The organism is Microbispora sp. CA-102843 (assembly GCF_050936215.1).
In the GTDB taxonomy this organism is placed as follows: domain Bacteria; phylum Actinomycetota; class Actinomycetes; order Streptosporangiales; family Streptosporangiaceae; genus Microbispora.
Genome location: NZ_JBNJNF010000001.1, coordinates 6,452,467 through 6,472,980, shown reverse-complemented (window position 1 = coordinate 6,472,980; position 20,514 = coordinate 6,452,467). Strand labels below are relative to the sequence as shown.

Annotated in this window: 15 protein-coding genes; 7 read left to right on the top strand and 8 right to left on the bottom strand. The window is 71.1% G+C overall.

The window, feature by feature from the left end; all coding sequences use genetic code 11:
• Window positions 1–178: 178 nt before the first annotated feature.
• Entirely contained in the window at window positions 179–559 is a 381-nt protein-coding gene (locus tag ACQEVJ_RS30005; protein ID WP_433113038.1) for a PaaI family thioesterase, read from the bottom strand.
• A gap of 98 nt (window positions 560–657) precedes the next feature.
• On the opposite strand from ACQEVJ_RS30005, the gene polA reads away from it, so the two are divergent.
• Complete coding sequence (gene polA, locus ACQEVJ_RS30000; protein ID WP_433106799.1) at window positions 658–3,339, top strand: DNA polymerase I; 2,682 nt, start codon at window positions 658–660, stop codon at window positions 3,337–3,339.
• Window positions 3,340–3,454: 115 nt separating this feature from the next.
• Here the strand turns inward: polA and ACQEVJ_RS29995 are convergent, their stop codons facing one another.
• On the bottom strand, window positions 3,455–4,252 hold the full coding sequence (locus ACQEVJ_RS29995) for a DUF2127 domain-containing protein (RefSeq protein ID WP_433106797.1): 798 nt from the start codon (window positions 4,250–4,252) through the stop codon (window positions 3,455–3,457).
• 74 nt (window positions 4,253–4,326) lie between these two features.
• Between ACQEVJ_RS29995 and ACQEVJ_RS29990 the strand changes: the two genes are divergently transcribed.
• The 4 genes from ACQEVJ_RS29990 to coaE all read left to right on the top strand — a co-directional run bounded on the left by ACQEVJ_RS29990 (window position 4,327) and on the right by coaE (window position 8,423).
• The gene (locus tag ACQEVJ_RS29990; RefSeq protein WP_433106795.1) at window positions 4,327–5,373 is read left to right on the top strand and encodes a polysaccharide deacetylase family protein; all 1,047 of its coding nucleotides are present in this window, start codon (window positions 4,327–4,329) and stop codon (window positions 5,371–5,373) included.
• A gap of 202 nt (window positions 5,374–5,575) precedes the next feature.
• Window positions 5,576–7,039: a 30S ribosomal protein S1 gene (rpsA, locus tag ACQEVJ_RS29985; RefSeq protein WP_433106793.1), complete on the top strand. Its 1,464-nt coding sequence runs from the start codon at window positions 5,576–5,578 to the stop codon at window positions 7,037–7,039.
• Window positions 7,040–7,164: 125 nt separating this feature from the next.
• A complete protein-coding gene (locus ACQEVJ_RS29980; protein ID WP_433106791.1) occupies window positions 7,165–7,689 on the top strand; it encodes a GNAT family N-acetyltransferase in 525 nt (174 codons plus the stop codon).
• A gap of 128 nt (window positions 7,690–7,817) precedes the next feature.
• Window positions 7,818–8,423, top strand: a complete 606-nt coding sequence (gene coaE / locus ACQEVJ_RS29975; protein WP_433106789.1) for a dephospho-CoA kinase — start codon at window positions 7,818–7,820, stop codon at window positions 8,421–8,423.
• Window positions 8,424–8,533: 110 nt separating this feature from the next.
• Here the strand turns inward: coaE and ACQEVJ_RS29970 are convergent, their stop codons facing one another.
• The 5 genes from ACQEVJ_RS29970 to ACQEVJ_RS29950 all read right to left on the bottom strand — a co-directional run bounded on the left by ACQEVJ_RS29970 (window position 8,534) and on the right by ACQEVJ_RS29950 (window position 13,119).
• The gene (locus ACQEVJ_RS29970) at window positions 8,534–9,307 is read right to left on the bottom strand and encodes a VOC family protein (protein ID WP_433113035.1); all 774 of its coding nucleotides are present in this window, start codon (window positions 9,305–9,307) and stop codon (window positions 8,534–8,536) included.
• Window positions 9,295–10,332 (bottom strand): 3-hydroxyacyl-CoA dehydrogenase NAD-binding domain-containing protein, encoded by a 1,038-nt coding sequence (locus ACQEVJ_RS29965; RefSeq protein ID WP_433106787.1) that lies wholly within the window; start codon window positions 10,330–10,332, stop codon window positions 9,295–9,297. Before ACQEVJ_RS29965 ends, ACQEVJ_RS29970 begins: the two co-directional genes overlap by 13 nt.
• Window positions 10,319–11,248, bottom strand: coding sequence for a 3-keto-5-aminohexanoate cleavage protein (locus tag ACQEVJ_RS29960; protein ID WP_433106785.1), 930 nt, complete (start codon window positions 11,246–11,248; stop codon window positions 10,319–10,321). The genes ACQEVJ_RS29965 and ACQEVJ_RS29960 overlap by 14 nt, the downstream gene beginning before the upstream one ends.
• 10 nt (window positions 11,249–11,258) lie before the next feature.
• Window positions 11,259–12,446 carry an aromatic ring-hydroxylating oxygenase subunit alpha gene (locus ACQEVJ_RS29955; RefSeq protein WP_433106783.1) on the bottom strand — a complete coding sequence of 396 codons (1,188 nt, stop codon included), beginning with the start codon at window positions 12,444–12,446 and terminating at the stop codon, window positions 11,259–11,261.
• Between the two features lie 79 nt (window positions 12,447–12,525).
• Window positions 12,526–13,119 (bottom strand): TetR/AcrR family transcriptional regulator, encoded by a 594-nt coding sequence (locus ACQEVJ_RS29950; protein ID WP_433106781.1) that lies wholly within the window; start codon window positions 13,117–13,119, stop codon window positions 12,526–12,528.
• Between the two features lie 100 nt (window positions 13,120–13,219).
• Between ACQEVJ_RS29950 and ACQEVJ_RS29945 the strand changes: the two genes are divergently transcribed.
• Together ACQEVJ_RS29945 and ACQEVJ_RS29940 are read left to right on the top strand one after the other, a co-directional pair.
• The gene (locus ACQEVJ_RS29945; RefSeq protein WP_433106779.1) at window positions 13,220–14,080 is read left to right on the top strand and encodes an alpha/beta fold hydrolase; all 861 of its coding nucleotides are present in this window, start codon (window positions 13,220–13,222) and stop codon (window positions 14,078–14,080) included.
• Complete coding sequence (locus ACQEVJ_RS29940) at window positions 14,073–14,633, top strand: TetR/AcrR family transcriptional regulator (RefSeq protein WP_433106777.1); 561 nt, start codon at window positions 14,073–14,075, stop codon at window positions 14,631–14,633. Before ACQEVJ_RS29945 ends, ACQEVJ_RS29940 begins: the two co-directional genes overlap by 8 nt.
• Before the next feature lie 12 nt (window positions 14,634–14,645).
• On the opposite strand, the gene ACQEVJ_RS29935 is transcribed toward ACQEVJ_RS29940, so the two are convergent.
• Window positions 14,646–20,444 carry a TIR domain-containing protein gene (locus ACQEVJ_RS29935; protein WP_433106775.1) on the bottom strand — a complete coding sequence of 1,933 codons (5,799 nt, stop codon included), beginning with the start codon at window positions 20,442–20,444 and terminating at the stop codon, window positions 14,646–14,648.
• Window positions 20,445–20,514 lie beyond the last annotated feature (70 nt).

Here is a 20,514-nt window from a genome sequence, read left to right as displayed (position 1 = left end):
CACGTTGTCTACTCGGTCTTCCCACGGGCTCTGGAGCCACAACGGTAGCGACCGGAGCGACCCCCGTGCAAAGAGAGTCGCAAGCCGTTCCGTTATTAGGCCCAATGCGTCGTAAGGGGTTTTCGTGGTGCTTGCCGGGCCGGCTCGCGGGCGACCCGGGCCCGCGAGCCGGCCGGCCTCAGCGAGAGTCCCTGAGCATGCAGGTCAGGCGGGCCGTGCAGACCGCCCGGCCCTCGTCGTCGGCGATCTCGATGGCGTACGTCGCGAGCGTGCGCCCGCCGTGCACGCGGGTGGCGACGGCGGTGATGTGCCCCGAGGTGGCGGAGCGGTGGTGGGTGGCGTTGATCTCGATGCCGACGGCGATCCTGCCCGCGCCGGCGTGCAGGGCGGCGCCGGTCGAGCCGAGGGTCTCGGCCAGCACGCAGGAGGCGCCGCCGTGCAGCAGGCCGTACGGCTGGGTGTTGCCCTCGACGGGCATGCGGCCGACCACCCGCTCGGCACTCGCCTCCAGAATCTCGATGCCCATCCGCTGGTGCAGGTGGTCCCCGGACGCGTTCATCGACGACGCGAACTCCTCGGGATTCGTCAAGGTCAAGGGGACGCCTCCTGTGGGAAGAGCACGGGTTTTCTGTCGTACAGGGAGACTAGGCTGCGGGTGTGCCGAAGAGTGAAGCGACCCCCACCCGTCCGTGTCTGCTGCTTCTGGATGGGCATTCTCTTGCTTATCGCGCGTTCTACGCGTTGAAGGACGCGAACCTCATGACCACCGACGGTCAGCACACAGAGGCGGTGTACGGCTTCACCTCGATGCTGGCCAACATCCTGCGCGACGAGCAGCCGAGCCACGTCGCGGTCTGCTTCGACCGGAGCGAGCCGACCTTCAGGCACGAGGCGTACGACGGTTACAAGGCCAACAGGGCGGAGACCCCCGAGGACTTCCGCGGCCAGATGCAGCTCATCTTCGAGCTGCTCGACGCGCTGCGGATCCCCCACCTGTCGGCGCCCGGCTTCGAGGCGGACGACCTGATCGCGACACTGGCGACGCGGGCCTCCGGCGAGGACATGAACGTGCTCATCGTGACCGGCGACCGCGACGCGCTCCAGCTCGTGGACGCCAAGGTCACGGTGCTGATGACCAGGCGGGGCATCAGCGACATGACCCGCTTCACCCCCGAGGCCGTCATGGAGAAGTACGGCCTCACCCCGGCGCAGTATCCGGACTTCGCGGCCCTGCGCGGCGACCCGAGCGACAACCTGCCGAGCATCCCGAGCGTGGGGGAGAAGACCGCCACCAAGTGGATCTCCGAGTACGGCTCGCTGGACGAGCTGGTCCGGCGGGCCGACGAGGTGAAGGGCAAGGTCGGCGACAAGCTTCGCGAGCACCTCGGCCAGGTGATCCACAACCGGATGCTGACCGAGCTGAAGCGCGACGCCCCGGTCGACTCCGAGGTGTCCGCGCTGACCATGGGCTCGTGGGACCGCGAGGAGGTCAACAAGCTCCTCGACTCCCTCCAGATCCGCGGCGAGCTGCGCGAGCGTCTGTTCAAGACCCTCGGCACCACGGAACCGGAGGCGGGCGAGGGCTTCGAGCTGGAGGTGACCGTGCTGGAGCCGGGCCAGGTGGCCGGCTGGCTGGCCGCCCTCCCCGAGGATCGCGCCGGGCTGGCCTTCCAGGGCGCGTACGGCAGCGGCACCGGGCGGTTCGAGGGCCTGGCGATCGCCTCTCCTGGCGGCGCCGCCTACCTCGACCCCACGCGCCTCACCCAGGAGGACGAGGCGGCGCTGCACGCCTGGCTGGCCGACGACGACAGGCCGAAGGCCGTGCACGACGCCAAGGGGCCGCTGCTGGCGCTGTGGGCCCACGGGCACGACCTGCGCGGCCTCACCTGCGACACGGCGCTCGCCGCCTACCTGGCGATGCCGGGGCAGCGGTCGTTCCCGCTCGACGACCTGGTCCTGCGCTACCTCCACCGCGAGCTGCGGGCGGAGTCCGCACCCGGCGGGCAGACCTCCCTGTTCGAGGACGCCGACGAGGGCGCGGCCCGGGATCTGGCCCTGCGGGCCCAGGCGGTGCGCGACCTGGCCGACGCGCTGGAGGCCCACCTGTCCCAGCGCGGCGGCACCCGGCTGGTGACCGAGGTCGAGCTCCCGCTGGTGCGGGTGCTGGCCGAGCTGGAGCGGGCCGGCATCGCCGCCGACCGGGAGTACTTCGCGGCGCTGGAGGCCGAGTTCGGCGCGGCCGTCAAGCAGGCGGTGGAGGCCGCCCACCAGGCGGTGGGGGAGCAGTTCAACCTCGGCTCGCCCAAGCAGCTGCAGGAGATCCTGTTCGGCAAGCTCGGCCTGCCCAAGACCAAGAAGATCAAGACGGGCTACACAACCGACGCCGACGCGCTCGCCTGGCTGGCCCAGCAGACCGACAACGAGCTGCCGGTGATCCTGCTGCGCCACCGCGACCAGACCAAGCTGCGCACCACGGTCGAGGGCCTGATCAAGGAGATCGCCGACGACGGGCGGATCCACACCACGTTCAACCAGATCGTGGCGGCCACCGGGCGGCTGTCCAGTGAGAAGCCCAACCTGCAGAACATCCCGATCCGCACGGTCGAGGGCCGGCGCATCCGCAAGGGCTTCGTGGTGGGGGAGGGCTACGACACGCTGCTGACGGCCGACTACAGCCAGATCGAGCTGCGGATCATGGCCCACCTGTCCCGGGACGAGTCGCTGATCGCGGCCTTCGAGTCTGGCCATGACTTCCACCAGGCCACCGCGTCCCGCGTCTTCGACCTGCCCCCCGAGCAGGTGGACGCCGACCTGCGCGCCCGGATCAAGGCCATGAACTACGGCCTGGCCTACGGCCTGTCCGACTTCGGCCTGTCAGGGCAGCTCAACATCCCCGTCGCGGAGGCCAGGGCGCTCAAGGAGGAGTACTTCGAGGAGTTCGGCGGCGTCCGCGACTATCTGGAGTCGATCGTCGCCCAGGCCCGCACGGACGGCTACACCGAGACCATCCTCGGCCGCCGCCGCTATCTGCCCGACCTGACCAGCGACAACCGGCAGCGCCGGGAGATGGCGGAGCGGATGGCGCTCAACGCGCCCATCCAGGGCTCGGCCGCCGACATCATCAAGGTCGCCATGCTGAACGTGCAGAAGGCGATCGAGGGGATGCGCTCCCGCATGCTGCTCCAGGTCCACGACGAGCTGGTGTTCGAGGTCGCGCCGGGCGAGCTGGAGGAGCTGACCGAGGTCGTGCGCGCGCAGATGTGCCGGGCCTACGACCTGAGCGTGCCGCTGGAGGTCAGCGTGGGCGTCGGGACCACCTGGGAGGACGCCGGCCACTGACCACGGCCCGTGCATGTGCCCGGGCTCTCGCGCTCTCACCGTGCCGGGCCGGGGGGCCGTGTCGGGGTTCGCCGGGACGCGCTGATCGAACCGGGCTGGTTCGCCGGGTGACGGGTCAGGGGCGGCTGGTGGGGCGGGTGGGTCTGTGGTTCCGCCCTGCCACGGCCAGGCCCGCCTGCTCGACCTCCAGCAGGCTCGCCTCGTGCCGCTCCGACTCGTACGCCGCCCGCCCGCCGCGCAGTCCGAGCAGGCGTTTGCTCAACGCGATGTACAGCACGGCCGCGATGTTGATCAGAAGGATCACGATCCGGAACGGGCTCACCTTCTCGGCGATCTCGTAGATCTCCACCGGGATGAACGCCGATGTGACGATCACCGAGAAGTACTCGCCCCATCGCTTCAGCAGCCACAGGCCGATCCCCTCGGTCAGCAGCAGGGCCGCGAGGGCGAGCAGGGCGAGGAAGATCCAGGTGAGGGTCGTCGTCCGCGCGGCCAGCGCCGTTCGCAGCGTGTGCACCACGCCCGACTGGTCGAGGTTCCACCCGAGCTTCTGGGCCAGCGGCCTGACCAGCGGGAGGTCCTGGTCGAACGCCCGCCGTACGGCGTCGTGGTGGGCCCGGAACCGCCACACGCCGTACGCTCCCGCGATCAGGAGCACGACCTTGGCCCAGCGGAAGACGGCGATCAGCCGGAGCACGGCGGCGTCCCGCAGCGCCCGGCCCCGCAGCACGACGGGCGCGTCGCAGGCCGGTCCGGCTCCGCGCGGCGGGCCCAGGGTGAAGTCGCCGCAGCGCAGGCAGCGCCACGCCTCGCCGAGCGCGGTCTCGGCGCGCAGGCGGGTCCTCAGCGCCTCCTCGTCCGGGGCGTAGGTGACGTGCCCGTGTCGTCCGCAGGCGCGCAGGCTCCAGTCCACAGGAAAATTGCAACACATGTGAATACGGACACGTCGGGCAGTAAGGTCAAATAACTGTGCGCAACCTTGCCCGAATGACTGCAATCGCCAATGTCGTCGTTGTCGTGATCGGTCTCGTCGCGCTCGTGCTGCTGCCCCGCTCCGCAAGCGAGGAACGGTCGCAGGTGCGGGCGCAGCCGCCTTCGCCGTCGCCGTCGCCCAGTGCGGCCCCGCGGAAGGCGACCGCCGAGTCGGCCAGGAAGGTCAAGGCGAACGAGGCCGGCCTGGTGCCCGTGATCATGTATCACCGCATCCTGCCCAAGCGGCTGGCGTCCATCGACCGGACCCCCGCCCAGTTGCGAAAGGAACTGGAGCGCCTGGCCAGGGACGGCTATGTGCCGATCACCGCGGCCGAACTGGCCGCCAGGAAGATCGACATCCCTGCCGGGGCGCATCCCGTCGTCCTGACCTTCGACGACGGCCACCCCAGCCATTTCGCCGTGGACCAGAACGGCATGCCGAGGAACGACACGGCCGTCGGCATCATCTACGAGGTCGCGGCGAAGTACCCGAACTTCCGGCCCACCGCCACCTTCTGGGTGAACCGCGACCCGTTCGGCCTGCGCGACCGGGAGCAACAGAGGAAGGCGGTGAAGTGGCTGCTCGACCACGGCTTCGAAGTGGCCAACCACACCTACTCCCATCCGGATCTCCGCCGGCTTTCCGACAAGCGGGTCAGCGAGCAGATCGTCCGGCAGGAGCGGCTGCTGAAGAAGATCGGAGTGCCGGCCTCGACGACCTTCGCGCTGCCGTACGGTTCGCGGCCGAGGAAGCTGAGCAGGGCGCACGACGGCACGTGGGACGGCACCCGCTACCACTTCGACGCCGTCTTCCTGGCCGGGGCGGAGCCCACCGTTTCGCCCTACGCGAAAAGTTTCCCGCAGTACGCGATCCCCAGGATCCAGTCCAACGGAAAACACGGCGAATGCCGGCGCTGGTGCACGACCTACTGGCTCGACTGGCTCGACAAACACCCAGGAGAGCGTTATACGTCGGATGGGGATCCGGCCCGGGTGTCGGTGCCGCGTAAACTCCGGGCAACGCTCTCACCGGCCCGGGCGAAGTCGGTGATCACGTACTAGGCGTTCGTCTGGTTGCCTCGGATTGACCCAGCTCGCTCCGTCTCATATGCTGATCGCTGCGCTGTGGGCTCGCGCGCGTCACGGACGGAGCGGGCTCGCGCTCGGTCATCTGGTGGTTACCAGGAACATCATCCGGTGAACGAAAAAGGCCCGCCGCGCGTCTGTCACAACGACATCTGTCCGGTTCGGAGCAATTCCACACATGACGAGCAGCACTGAGGCCACCTCGAGCACCCCGCAGGTAGCGGTCAACGACATCGGTTCCGAGGAGGCCTTCCTCGCCGCGATCGACGAGACCATCAAGTACTTCAACGACGGCGACATCGTTGAAGGCACCGTCGTCAAGGTCGATCGAGACGAGGTCTTGCTCGACATTGGCTACAAGACCGAGGGCGTTATCCCGTCGCGCGAGCTCTCGATCAAGCACGATGTCGACCCGGCCGAGGTCGTCGAGGTCGGAGAGCACGTCGAGGCCCTGGTTCTCCAGAAGGAGGACAAGGAAGGCCGTCTCATCCTGTCCAAGAAGCGCGCCCAGTACGAGCGCGCCTGGGGCACGATCGAGAAGATCAAGGACGAGGACGGCATCGTCACCGGCACGGTCATCGAGGTCGTCAAGGGTGGCCTGATCCTCGACATCGGCCTGCGTGGCTTCCTCCCCGCCTCCCTGGTGGAGATGCGCCGCGTCCGCGACCTGCAGCCGTACGTCGGGCGCGAGCTCGAGGCCAAGATCATTGAGCTGGACAAGAACCGCAACAACGTGGTCCTGTCCCGCCGTGCCTGGCTGGAGCAGACGCAGTCCGAGGTCCGCCAGACGTTCCTCAACACCCTCCAGAAGGGCCAGGTCCGCAAGGGCGTCGTGTCCTCGATCGTCAACTTCGGTGCGTTCGTGGACCTCGGCGGCGTCGACGGCCTGGTGCACGTGTCCGAGCTGTCCTGGAAGCACATCGACCACCCGTCCGAGGTCGTCGAGGTGGGCCAGGAGGTCACGGTCGAGGTTCTCGACGTCGACATGGAGCGCGAGCGGGTCTCGCTGTCGCTCAAGGCGACGCAGGAGGACCCGTGGCAGCAGTTCGCCCGGACCCACCAGATCGGTCAGGTCGTGCCCGGCCGCGTCACCAAGCTGGTGCCGTTCGGTGCCTTCGTCCGGGTCGAGGAGGGCATCGAGGGCCTGGTCCACATCTCCGAGCTGGCCGAGCGCCACGTGGAGATTCCGGAGCAGGTCGTGCAGGTCGGCGACGAGATCTTCGTGAAGATCATCGACATCGACCTGGACCGCCGCCGCATCTCGCTGTCCCTCAAGCAGGCCAACGAGGGTGTCGGCGCCGAGGTCGAGTTCGACCCCACGCTGTACGGCATGGCGGCGACCTACGACGACCAGGGCAACTACATCTACCCCGAGGGCTTCGACGCCGAGACCGGCGAGTGGCTCGAGGGCTTCGACAAGCAGCGTGAGGAGTGGGAGCGGCAGTACGCCGAGGCCCAGGCCCGCTTCGACGCGCACCGCTCGCAGATCGAGAAGGCCCGCCAGGAGGAGGCGGCGGCCAGCGAGGCCGCTCCGTCGTCCTACAGCGGCGAGACCAGCACGTCGCAGACCAGCGGCGGCGCCCTCGCCTCCGACGAGGCCCTCGCCGCCCTGCGCGAGAAGCTGGCGGGCGGCCAGAGCTGACACCCGGTCTCCTGACCGGAGGTCACGCCGTCCTCCACAGCATCACGAAAGGCCCCGCTTCGGCGGGGCCTTTCCCCTTTCCATGGTCGTTCGCGCGTACGGGGCACCTCCCCCCGGTAAGCGGCATGAGGGTCCGTGATCAAGGGCGCCGGATCGCGCTCGGCGAGGGCAGGCGTGCCGATAGGGTGGCCCTCGTGGTGGAGATCGCGAGGGCTCTGCCCGCGGACGCGGGGGAGATTCTCACCCTGCAGCGGGCCGGGTACGTGACCGAGGCACAGCTCTACGGCGACCCGTTCATCCCGCCGCTCGTCGAGTCGCTCGGCCAGGTCCGTACGGTGATCGAGACGGCGGTCGTGCTGAAGGCGACGGACGGCGGGCGGCTGGTCGGCGCGGCCCGGGGCCAGATGTCCGGCTCGACCTGCCTGGTGGGCCGTCTCGTGGTCGCGCCCGACCGGCAGGGGCAGGGGATCGGCAGCGCGCTGCTGGCCGCGATGCACGAGGCCGTGCCCGAGGCGGCGGCGTTCGACCTGTTCACCGGGCACCTGTCGGAGGGCAACCTGCGGCTCTACCGGCGCCTCGGCTACCGGGAGACCCAGCGGGAACGAGTGCAGGACCACCTGACGCTGGTCCACCTGCGCCGGGAGTCCTAGGTCGCGCCTGACGGATCATGCCCTGCGCGTGGCCCAGGCGGCGCCTCGCTGCCTTCTCGTCGTCGCCCACAGCCTCGACGGGCAGCCTTCGTCAGACACTCCCCAGCCCGCCCGATAGGCTGCGGGACGTGCTGAAGGTTGGGCTAACGGGCGGCATAGGTTCGGGCAAGAGCGAGGTGTCGCGCCGGCTCGCGGCTCACGGCGCCGTCGTCATCGACGCGGACAAGATCGCCAGAGAGGTCGTGGAGCCGGGCACCCCCGGGCTCGCGGAGATCGTCGAGGCGTTCGGCGAGGACGTGCTCCGCCCCGAGGGCACGCTCGACCGGGAACGGCTCGGCGCGATCGTCTTCGCCGACGCCGAGAGGCTGAAGGTCCTCAACGGCATCGTCCACCCGAAGGTGGGCGCGCGCAGTGAGCAACTCCAGCGAGAGGCCCCGGACGACGCGGTCGTCGTCTACGACGTGCCGCTGCTGGCCGAGAACAACCTGGCCGCCCTGTACGACGTGGTGATCGTCGTGGACACGCCCGACGAGGTGCGGCTCGAGCGTCTGCTGCGGTTTCGCGGGATGCCGGAGGCGGACGCCCGCGCCCGGATCGCCGCCCAGGCCTCCCGCGAGGACCGGCTGAGGATCGCCGACATCGTGATCGGCAACGAGGGTTCCCTGGACGACCTGGACGCCCAGGTCGACAAGGTTTGGCAGGACCTGAGCGCCCGGGTCTCCCCCCAGGGCTGACCGGGCGTCCCCGTGCCCTGGAAGCCACGGGGACGTCCTCGTACGAATCTACAACGTAAAGCCAACGCCTCTGGTGCTGATGGCTGGGCCGGCTTTCCTGTCTTCGAGCATCACGGGTGGAGCACCTCGGCGCCGAGCCGGGCGGGACCGATCGCGATGCCGCCGGCGGGACCGCCGTGCAGGCTCATTCCGGTCACGCCTGGGCGGTCTGAGGCGTGGACCCGGACCGATCCGCCGGGCCACGACAGGTCGAGCGCCGAGTCGTCTTCAGTCACCCGAGCCCCCAGCAGCTCCCCGAAGACGAGCCGGGAGAACTCGAGGTCCGTCGACCCCAGATGGGTGGTCCCCAGCCGTGCGACCGCTCCCGGTGCGGTCTCCCACAGCCCGGTCCACCACAGTGGCTCGGTGGCTCCCCGGGAGCTGGGGAAGTCCTCGACGTCACGGGTGCGACTCGACAACAGCCGGTCGGCAGGCGGATAGCTCCGGTCGGACTGCGCGAGCTGGATGACGACACCGTGCTTGCGGTCGGGCGCGATGAACGCCTCGCGCCAGGGCGGGTGGTCGTGGTCCTCGCCGGCAATGGTCAGGCCGAGCGCGCGGGCCTGCGCCACCGTCGCGCGCAGGTCCGGTACGACGAAGGTGAGGTGGTGAGGACCCTCGCCGCGGGCGTCCAGGAAGCGGGTGAGGAACCCCTCGCTCCTTGGCTCCAGCAGTTCCAATCTCGCACCGTCGTCGGCGGTGCCGACGTGGAGCAGCAGGTATCCGAACTGCGCGAGCTGCTCACCGAAGATCGGGGTCGCGCCCAGCTCGCGCCGCAGCCGCCGTGCCCAGTCCATCGCGTCGTGGACGGCGAACGACGTGTGGTCGAGGGCTACGCCGGCGATGGCATGGCTCCTTTCGCGCGCCCGGCCGCCAGGATCGCCGCCACGATCATGGCGTCGCGCTGCGCGGCCAGGGCATCGAGGTCACCGGATCTGGCGGCCGCCAGCCCGTCGACCAGCCGGGCCGCGGTGGCCTCGTCCAGATGTGGTTGACCCAGGTCGTCCCACCAGCGGTTGAAGCTGTCGGCGTACCGCTCGCAGAAGGCGGCGATGCCTCCCTCGCCGGCGCCGAGGTGGAACAGCGTCGTAGGCCCCCAGGCGGCCCAGCGCAGACCCGGCCCGGACGCGATGGCGGTGTCGATGTCGTCCACGGACGCCACGCCCTCGTTGACGAGGTGGATGACCTCTCGCCACAGGGCGGCTTGCAGCCGGTTGGCGACGTGGCCGGGGACTTCCCGCTTGACCTCGATCGTCACCTTGCCCACGGACTCGTAGAAGTCACGGGCCCGGTCGACCACGCCGGCCCCTGTCCGATCGTTGCCCATGACCTCGACGAGGGGGATCAGATGCGGCGGGTTGAACGGGTGGCCGAGGACGAGCCGGTCCGGACGGTCCCAACCGGCCTGCAGTTCGGTGAGGGTCAGGCCGGATGCCGACGACGCCACGATGGCGTTCTCGGCAAGGGCGGGTTCGATCTCGGCGTACAGCCGGTGCTTGAGCTCGATCCGCTCGGGCACGCTCTCCTGGACGAACTGGGCGTCCGCCACCGCCGTCCGCGCGTCGGCGCACACGAGCAGCTCACCTTCCGGCTCGGCCCGGGTCGTCAGTCCGAGCTCGATCAGGGCCGGCCACGCGGTCTCCACCGCGCGGCGGACCCGCCCTTCCGCGGCCGGGTCGGGATCGAACAGCGTGACCGACTTCCCGGCGGCCAGGAACAGGGCGGTCCAGCTCTGGCCGATCACTCCGCCGCCGAGCGAGGCGACACGGGTGACCTCGACGGGCGACGAGGCGCGAGCAGAAGGTGCCAGCTCAGAAGGTGCCAGCTCAGAAGGTGCCAGTTCAGAAGGTGACAGCTCAGAAGGTGACATGGTCGGCTCCCTTGAGACCGAGCCGCTCCCGGGCCTGCGCCGGAGTGGCGACCTCATACCCGAGCGCCTCCACGAGGCCGCGGATCTTGCGTACCTGGTCGGCGTTCGACGTCGTCAGCTCGCCGGGTCCGATGAACAGGCTGTCCTCCATGCCCACCCGCAGGTTGCCGCCGAGCATGGCGGCCTGCGTCGCGAACGGCATCTGGTGGCGTCCGGCGGCGAGCACCGACCACTCGTAGCCGTCCCCGAACAGCCTGTCCGCCACCGTGTGCATGTGCTGGAGGTTGTCGAGGTCGGCACCGACGCCGCCGAGCACACCGAAGACCATCTGCACGAAGAAGGGCGGCTCGATCCAGCCCTGGTCGATGAGCCAGGCCAGGTTGTAGAGGTGGCCGAGGTCGTAGCACTCGAACTCGAACCTGGTCCCGTGGCCGTGGCCGAGCTCCTTCACGACGTACTCCAGGTCGGCGAAGGTGTTCTTGAAGATGAAGTCGCGCGTCATCTCCAGGAAGGCCGGCTCCCAGTCGTGCTTCCACTGCGAGTACTTGCGCTGCATCGGGAAGATCCCGAAGTTCATCGAGCCGACGTTCAGCGATGCCATTTCCGGGGAGGTCGCGACGGCGGCCCGGAGCCGCTCGTCGCGGGTCATGCCGAGGCCTCCGCCGGTCGAGACGTTCAGAACGGCGTCGCAGGCGTCCTTGATCTTCGGCATGAACTCCAGGAAGAGCTCGGGTCGTGGGTCCGGCCGGCCGGTCTCGGGGTCGCGGGCGTGGAGGTGGATGATCGCCGCTCCCGCTTCGGCGGCCTCGATGGACGCGGCGGCGATCTCGTCCGGCGTCACCGGCAGGTGCGGTGACATCGTCGGCGTGTGAATGCCGCCGGTGGGTGCGCAGGTGATGATGACGGGCTTCGGCATGGCCGTTCCTCTAGGCGGTGAGAGTGGGGGTGGCGTCCCCGTGGTCGCGCTCGCCGGCGGTCCCTTCCACCCACGACCGGTAGGCGTCGAGGACGAGGCCGTGGAAGTGATGCACGCCGTGCTCGGACAGCCCTGAGCCGGACGGGTCGTAAACGATGCGGCCCTGGTCGAAGGCCGGAGTGTTCATGCCACGCTGGACGCTCTCCACGATGGAGATGTCCTGCTGCTGCAGCACGTCGTCGATGTATCGCACCGCCTCCACCTCGGCGTCCATGAGCTCGGCCGTCTCGAAGTAGAAGTCCCAGGTCTCCAGGGTGCGGTCGGGGCCGGCCGGAATGACCTGCAAGACCATGAAGTTGCCGCGACCGGGGTATCGCAGCAGGCAGGTGTTGGGCCACAGCCACCACACCGCGTGCTGCGTGACCGACGCACCCGCGACGTCGTACGCGGCGTTCTCGTTCTTGCCGGCCTCGGCGAAGTGACTCGACCAGATGCCGTGGGTCTTCACCTCGTAGGTGTCCATGTCGACGAGGTCGACGAACTCCTTGTGGGCGATGTGGCAGTGGTAGCACTCCAGGAAGTTGTCGATGACGTTCTTCCAGTTGGACGCGATGTCGTAGGTCAACCGCTTCGCGTGGGTCAGTCCGGCCACGTCGGGGGCGCACTTGGCGATGTCGGCCGCCAGATCCCCGGCCTGCTCGGCCAGGGGAGCGGCGCCCGGGTCCAGGTTCACGTAGACGAAGCCACCGAACTCCTCCACCAACACCTGGTCGAGACAGATCTCGTTCTTGTCGAAGGTCTCCATCTTGTCGGCGCGACGAGCCGCCTTCAGCTGCCCGTCCAGGCCGTAGGTCCACGCGTGGTAGGGGCAGACGATGTTGCGCGTGGTGCCGGAGTCCGTGAGCAGCTCATGGGCGCGGTGCTTGCAGACGTTGTAGAACGCGCGCAGCGCTCCGTCACGATCGCGCACGATCGCGATCGGCATGCCGGCCACGGTGGCCGACACGTAGCTGCCGGGCGACGAGAGCTTCTCCACGTGGCAAATCCACTGCCAGGTGCGGGCGAAGATCGCCCGGACGTCGACGTCGAGCCACCGCGGGTCCGTGTACGTCTCCGCCCGCAGTGACATCGATCGTCCTGGGTCCTTGTGGAATCCGGTGCCGACGCGGCGTACGTCGGCCATCGTGACTGGTGCCATGGCGGGAGCATACGAGCGTCTGAACGATCGTTCAATACGTACCTGGACGCTCGTTCAGGTTTGCCGGTCGCGTGATCGGTCAGTCGGCGAGTGCGATTTCCTCGCAGCGAGTGACGCTCCTGCTGATCGAGGCGTGGTCGAGCCCCAGCAGGGCCGTGAGCCACAAGCCGTTCTGGATGACGTCGATGTCGGCGGCCCGCTTGCCGCACTCGTCGGATGACAACTCGGGGCGGGCCGCACGGATGAGGGCGGCAAGTCCGGCGCGGTAGCGTCTCTGGGCCGCCGTGTTGATGCGCTCGAAGTCCTCGTGGGCCTGGGCGAGCGCCCAGAGCTGAAGTCGCAGGGACAGGTACTCCGTCGTCAGGAACTCCGGGTCGGCCACCCGCTTCAGCGCGGCACGCAGCCGTTCTTCCGGTTCCAGGGTGAGGTCCGGCTCGACCAGCGAGATGTCCTGCTCCTCGATCCGGTGCAGGGCCGCGCGGATCAGGCTCGTCTTGTCCTCGTAGTGGTAGTTCACCAGCCCCAGCGAGACCCCGGCCTCACGCGCGACGGCACGCATGCTGACTCCGGATATGCCCTGCAGGGACAAGAGCCGAAGCACCGCTTCGAGGATCCGCGCCTGCCGGTCGACCTTCTCGTCGGCGTCCATCGCGCGTACGGGCCTCGGACTCACATCCACAACCTTAGCGGCGGTGGGAGGACTGTGAGCCTTGCTGATCAGGCCGGGCCACCCGTCTTGACGCAGGTCGGCTAATGCCATTAGCCTTTGGGCTATGAGCTTGAGCCTGGAGAGCGATGTGACCGAGTTCCTGAAGATCGGTGAAGGCGAGATCGCGTACGAGGTGACCGGGGAGGGGCCGCTGGTCGTGATGGTCCCCGGCATGGGGGACAGTCGGCGCGCCTACCGTTTCCTCGTCCCGGCGCTGGCCGCCGCCGGATATCGCGTGGCGACCATGGACCTGCGCGGGCACGGCGAGTCGAGCCTCGGCTGGGACTCCTACACCCGCACCGACACCGCGAACGACATCGTCGCCCTGGTCGAGCACCTGGGCGGGCCCGCCGTCGTCGTGGGGCACTCGTTCGCCGGGGGAGCGGCCACCATCGCCGCGGCGCAGCGGCCCGAGTTGGTCGCCGCCCTCGTGGAGATCGGCCCCTTCACCCGGCCGCAGAAGCCCGACCTGGGCGGCCTGCTGAGCAACGGTCACTACCGCAAGGGCATGACGCGGCTCATGGGCGTGGCGCTCTCGCGCAGCACCGGGCTGTGGAAGAGCTACCTCGGCCACGCCTACCCCGGCGTCAAGCCCGCCGACTGGGCGGACTACCTGGCCGCCCTGGAGAACGACCTGCGCAGGCCGGGCCGGATGGCTGTGGTGAGCGCGATGGGCGCGTCCGCGCCCACGGACGCCGGCGCCCACCTCGGCGGCATCCGCTGCCCTGCCCTGGTCGTCATGGGCACCCGCGACCCCGACTGGGCCGACCCCCGGGCCGAGGCAGACGGCGTCGTCGCCGGGATGCCGCCGGGGCTCGGCGAAGTGGTGATGATCGACGGTGCCGGACACTACCCGCACGCGCAGTACCCCGACGAGGTCGCCGCCGCCATGCTCGCGTTCCTCAAGGGGCGGGCTCGTGGCTAGGGCGGCTCTGTCCCCGGACGCCGTCGTCGACCTCGCGCTGCGGATCGTGGACGAGGAAGGCCCCGACGCGCTCACCCTGTCCGCGGTCGCCGGGCGCGCGGGCGTCGCCACCCCCTCCCTCTACAAGCACGTACGCAACCTCGCCGAGCTGCGCGTCCTGGTCTCCGGACGGGTGATGGGCGAGCTGACGGAGATCGCGAGCGAGGCGGTGCTCGGCAGGTCCGGCGACGAGGCGCTGCGCGCGCTGATGGACGGCTGGCGCTCCTACGCCGCCCGCCATCCGCACCGCTACTCGGCGCTGATCCAGGCGCCGCGGCCCGAGACGGCCGAGGCGGCAGACCGGCTGGTCGGCATCATGCTCGCCGCACTGCGGGCGTACGGGCTGGAGGGCTCGGCCGCGATCCACGCGGTCCGCTGTCTGCGCGCCGCGATGCACGGCTTCGCCGTTCTGGAGGCTGCGGGCGCGTTCCAGCTCGCCGAGGACCTCGACGAGAGCCACGCCCTGCTGGCGCGCATGGTCGTCTCCGGGCTTCACACCGCGGGCGGCCGGTGACCCCGCCGCTCGTCACAAGGGCTCGTCGAGGGCCAGCCGCCTGACCTCGGGCAGGTATTCGTCCAGCTCGCCGGGCTCGAACCGGCACATGCCGATCACGTACCAGAACTGGCCCGTCACGTCGCCTTCCAGCTTGTACAGCCCCCCTGGCGAGAACGCGGCCCATCCCTCCGGCAGGCCGAGCAGCGTGGCGCGGCGTTCGCGTCCGGGCACGTCCCACAGGATCACCACGCCGTCGTCCCCGGCGCTGGCGAGCAGGTCGCCGGAGGGGTGGAACGCGACCGACCAGATCCGGCGGCCGTGACCGGCCAGGCTTCCGACGCGCGCGCCGGAGGCCGGGTCCCACAGGTGGACGGCGAGGTCGTCCCCGGCGGTGGCCAGCAGGTCGCCCGACGGGCTGAAGGCGGCGGTCCACAGCCGCCCGCCGCCGGCGAGCACGTGCAGGCACTCGCCGGAGGCGACCTCCCACAGGCGGGCGGTGCCGTCGTTGCTCGCGCTCGCCAGCAGGTCGCCCGACGGGGAGAAGTCCACCGCGTACACCCGGTCGTCGTGGCCGCTCAGCGTCGCCGCCCACTGGCCGGTCGACACGTCCCACAGCCGGACCTTGCGGTCGTCGCAGCCGGTGGCCACGAGCCTGCCGTCGGGGCTGAAGGCGATCGACCTGACCCGTCCCCGGTGCCCGGCGAGGTTGGCGACCTGCCGCCCGGAGGGGCGATACCACAGCCGGACGCTGTCGTCGTCGTTCGCGGTGGCCAGCAGTTCCCCGTCGGGGCTGAACGCCTCGGCCCACACGTGGTCGGTCTCCACGTTGAGCTCACGCTCGTACGTCCCGGCCACCGGGTTCCACAGGTAGACGCCGCCGTCGTTGCTCGCGGTCGCCAGCAGCGGCCCGGCCGGGCTGAAGACGGCCGACACCAGCCGGTCGGCCGCCCCGGTGAGCGAGCGCAGGCGGCGGCCCGTGACCGGGTCCCACAGCCGTACGTAGCCGTCGTTGCCGCAGGCGGCGAGCATGCCGCCGTCGGCGGAGAAGCGGACCGACGTGATGCGGCGGCCGTGGCCGCGCAGCGTCTGGACGCACTGACCGGTGTGCGGGTCCCACAGGCGGGCGGTGCCGTCGTTGCTGCCGGTCGCGAGCTGCCGGCCGTCCGGGCGGAACGCGAACGGCCACACGGAGCCACGGTGCCCGGTCAGCTCGGCACGCACCTGGCCGGTGCGGTGGTCCCAGATCCGTACGACCCCGTCGCTGTCGCCGGTGGCCAGCAGCTCGCCGGTGGGGTCGAACAGGACCTGGTAGACGGCGCCGCGGTGCCCGGGCAGGCTGCCGGCGGCCGCGCCCGTGACCGGGTCCCACAGCCGTACGGCTCCCTCCGTGTCGCCGGAGGCGAGCAGCCGGCCCTCCGGGTGGAAGGCGAGGGAGTAGATCCGGCCGGGGTGACCGGTCAGCTCGTGGAGCGCGGCGCCGGTGCGGGGGTCCCACATCCGCAGCACGCCCTGGCCGTCCCCGGCGGCCAGGCGGGTGCCGTCGGGGCTGAGGGCCAGGCGGTAGACGGCCCCGCTGTGACCGTGCAGGTGGTGGCGCACCCGCCCGGTGGCGAGGTCCCACACGCGGATCGTCCCCGCGCTGTCGCCGGTCAGCAGCAGCCCCGGCAGGAACACGGCGGTGTAGATCGGGGCGGTGTGGCCCGGCAGCTCCCACACGAGCTCCCCGGACGCCCAGACCCGCATGACCCCGTCGGCGCCGCCGGCCGCGATCAGGTCGCCGGAGGTCACCACGGGCCACACCCCGTCGGGATGGCCGCTCAGGACGTGCGACGGCTCTCCGGTGGCCGGATCCCACACCCGGACGGTCCCGTCGCTCGCGCCGGTCACCAGCCCGGCATCGCCGTAGGCGACCTTGTAGACGCGGCCCCGGTGGCCCTGCAGCGTGCGCAGGGCGGACCCGGTGACGCTGTCGCAGACCAGGACGCCGCCGTCCTCCCCGCCCAGGGCGAGCACGCCGCCGTCGGGGTGGTAGGCGACCGGTTCGGGCAGGCGGCTGCTCTCGAAGTGGTAGCCGTACGGCACACCGACGACGGCGGGGGCCAGCTCGGCGCCGACCCGCCCTCCGTCCGTTCCGGGAATGGAGGGCGCCACGGCCGCGCCGCGCAGCTCCGGCGCTCCCCGGGGGACGCCGGTGACGTCGATGAGCGCGGCCCGGTCCCAGCGGCTGCCCTCGACGGCCACGTCCCGCAGGTCGGCGCGGGCGAGCCGGGCCCGGGTGAGGTCGGCGCCGCGCAGGTCGGCGCCCACCAGCACGGCCTCGTCCAGGCGCGCCCCGACCAGCCGGGCGTCCCTGAGCACCGCGTGGGACAGGTCGGCCCCGACGAGCCGGGTGTCGGTCAGGTCGGCGCCGGTGAGATCCACGCCCTGCAGCTCGCGGTAGGACAGGTCCTCGCCGCTGAGCCGCGCTCCGCGCAGGTCGGTCCTGGCCGAGGTGCGCAGCCGGGTGGTCACCTTGATGGCGTTGGCGCGTGCGACGTCGCCGGCGCCGGGGGAGGCGAGCGTGCGGGCCGCCCACGCCTGCAGCCGCGAGGCGTCGGCCAGGTCGCACAGGAAGTCGACGGCCAGCGCGGACAACGGCCGCCGGCCCAATCCCGGGGTGTGGCCGGTGTCGAGCGACCCCGCGAGGTGCCGGGCCACCAGCCACTCCACGACCGAGGCGTGGATGAACCCGAACAACCCCTCGTCCGTGCGGACCAGCAGGCTGCCGGCTCCGACGGCGTGCGCGGCCTGCTCGAGCGTCAGCCGCGCGGCCCCCTGCCCTCCCTCGGTCCCGGCGTCGTCCGCATCGGCCGGGTCGCCTGTCCCCTCCGCCTGCCCGAGTTCCCCGTCCGGCCTCTCCCGGCCGGCGCCCGGTCCGTACGGCACGCGGCTCTGCGTGTCGGCGGCCAGGCCGGTGAGCGTGTCGGCGACCTCGGCCAGCTCCGCCGGCCGCAGATAGGTCTCGCCGGTCTCCCACAGCCGCAGCGCGAGCGTGGTCGCGGCCCGCCACAGCTCCTCGCGGGTCAGCCCGCCGGGGGCTCCGGCCACGCCGCCTACGCGCTCCTCCTCGAAGGCCAGCCACGTGTCGAGGATCTCCTGGTAGAGACCGGCGGCGCTGATCGCCTCCCCGGCCTGGGCGACGGCGCGCAGCCGCTCCTCTGGCAGGTCGGCGATGAAGCTGAGCATGCGGGGGTTGTGTGCCAGGCCGAGCAGGTCGGCGATGCCCGTGAGCAGGGCCATCCGGTCGTCGGCCGCCCGGTGCGAGCCGTAGCGGTTGACCAGGTAGGCGCGGATCTGCTCCTCGGTGAACTCCTCGATGCTGAGCACCCGGCGGTTCGGCAGCAGGCCGACCTTCTCCCCGAGGGCGGTCATCACCTGGCTGCGCGACTTGAAGTGCTGGGTGCGCCCGGCCACGACGATCTTCGCCTTGTCCTCCGCCGCGCGCAGCAGGGTGTCGAGGTGGTCGGCCGCCCGCTCGTACGTCACGCGGGTGACCAGTTCGTCGAAGCCGTCGAACAGCAGCACGATGCGCCCCTGGCGCAGCATGTAGTGGAACGCCTTGAGGTCGATCAGCTCCTCACCGTGGTTGGCGAGGTGCGCGGCGACCAGCCCGGCGACCGAGTGCGCCTTGTCGAGGGCGCGCAGCTCGATCAGGATCGGCGTGAGGTGCGGCAGTTCCGCGGGGATGCGCCTGGCCACCTCGCGCAGCGAGAACGTCTTGCCCCGGCCGAAGTCGCCGAGCACGAGCACGAACCGTCCGTGGTCGGCCGCCAGCAGCCGCATCAGCTCATCGGTCAGGTCGTCGCGCACCTCGCCGCCGGTCCGGTCGAGCTCCCGGAACCGCTGCGGCACGTACAGGTCCGGCGGGTAGCGGCGGTCGCCGCGCAGCCTCGCGGTCTGCCCGGCCACGTAGGACGACAGGTCGAGCAGGCCCTGGAACTCGGTGAAGCTGCGCAGCCGCAGCCCGCGGCGCAGGGCGTCGTCGCGTAACGCCCGGGACGGCTGCGGTCCCTGGTAGACCAGCTCGGCGGCGTGCTCCAGCCCCGCCGCGTGAACGTGACCGAGGAACGCCTCGACTCGCCCCTGGTCCAGCTCCCCGGCGTGCGCGCCGATCAGGACCTGGCGGACGAACCCGTCCTCGGGGTGGGTGACGAGCAGGCGCGGCGGGTCGCCCGCGACGCGGCGGATCTTGGCCCGCTCGAAGCGGGTCTCGCAGACCTCGCCGATCCGGTCCAGCAGCAGGTCGGCCGGGCCGGCGGGCTCCTCCGGCTCCCGCGCCGGCGGCTCGGGAGCCGCCGCGGCGGGGGTCTGCGGCCGCCAGCCGCGCCAGCCGTACGGCAGGACCTCGGGGTCGCCCAGCTCCGGCCGGTCCCGGGTCCACCGGCGCAGCCCCTCCGGCGTGACCTGGAGGATCTGGTGGCGGCCCGGCGCGAGCGCGGGCACGCACGGCAGCCCCTCCAGATCCCAGACCTCCTCCGGCCCGCCGCGCCGGGCGTCCCGCCCGTGGACGAGCAGGTCGAGGCGGGAGCCGAGCAGCCGTTCCAGGGTGGCGGCGTCGCGCAGGCCGGGGTGCGGGGGATGGGCGACGACGCCGATCCGCAGCCATCCCTCGTACGGCCGCAGCCGCTCGGCGAACCAGGCCGCCTGGGCCTCCCCGATGAAGCCGTAGTCGTCCTCCTCGCGGTGGCTCATCGCGATCGTGGAGTTGATCCCGGCCACGACCGTGCGCAGCTCGGGCAGCTCGAACAGCGTCCACGGCTGGGCGCTGTCGAAGGCCGGGCCGTCGAGACCCTGGTAGAGCTCGCCGAAGAGCGTGGAGAAGTGCCGCCACTTCGGCCAGTAGGGCGGCTGCGGGCGCACGTCGTCGGCCTCGCAGGTCGCGAAGTAGGCCCGGCAGGCCGCCTTGGTGACGTCGCGCGGCCCGGGGACGACCACCAGCCGCCCGGGTTCCAGCCCCAGCAGCACGCGCAGCCCGGTGAGGAACGCCAGAGCCTGCTCGCACTCGCGGATGCTGCCCGACTCGGTGAGGTCGCCGGTCACCACCAGGAGGTCGGGCCTGGGCACCCCGGCGTCGGCGAGGCGGGTCAGGTCGGCCCACACGCTGGCCTGCAGCTCGCCCGCGTCGAGCGGCTCGTCCGCCTCGGCCAGCCCGCGCCCGAACCGCGGCCCGGCGACGTGCAGCACGGTCACCGAGGAGGCGCCGCCCGCGCGCTCGGCCGTCGGGAACGCCGGCTCGGCCGCCGGGGTGCGCCTGGCCCTCGGCACCCGTATGGCGGGGGGCGCGGGGTCGGCGGGCGGCTGGAGGGCGTGCGAGCCCGGCCCGACCGGGAACCGGGGCGGCTCGGCCGGCTTGGCCCGGCCCGCCAGCGCCTGCCGGATCCGGGTCAGCAGCAGCCGCCGCGCCTCGGCGGGGTCGGCCACGCCGAGGAGGTCCACCCAGGTGATCGTGGACAGCAGGCCGTCGAGCGGGCAGTCCTCCAGCCGGACGGTCACGAGCTTGTTGGACGGGTTGTCCGGATCGGCGCGCAGCGCCGCCTGCCATTCGAGCCTGCCGTACCGGGAACCCAGGTAGTTGCGGGTGAGCACCGCGACGACCAGGTCGGCCTCGCTGACGCCGCGATCCATGAAGTCGATGAAGTTGGTGCCCGGCACGAAGTCCCACGCCTGCAGCATCGTGCGATAACCGGCCGCTTCGAGCTGCCAGGCGATCCACGTCGCCCACCGCTCGTCGGCGGGAGAGTAGCTGACGAAGATCTCGGTCCGCGCGTCCCCCCGCCCCGTGTGCGTCATGGGCCCAGTATTCCCGCTGCCACCGACGGTTTGGAGGGGTTCGATCATCTCCGCGGGCGGCGATATAGGG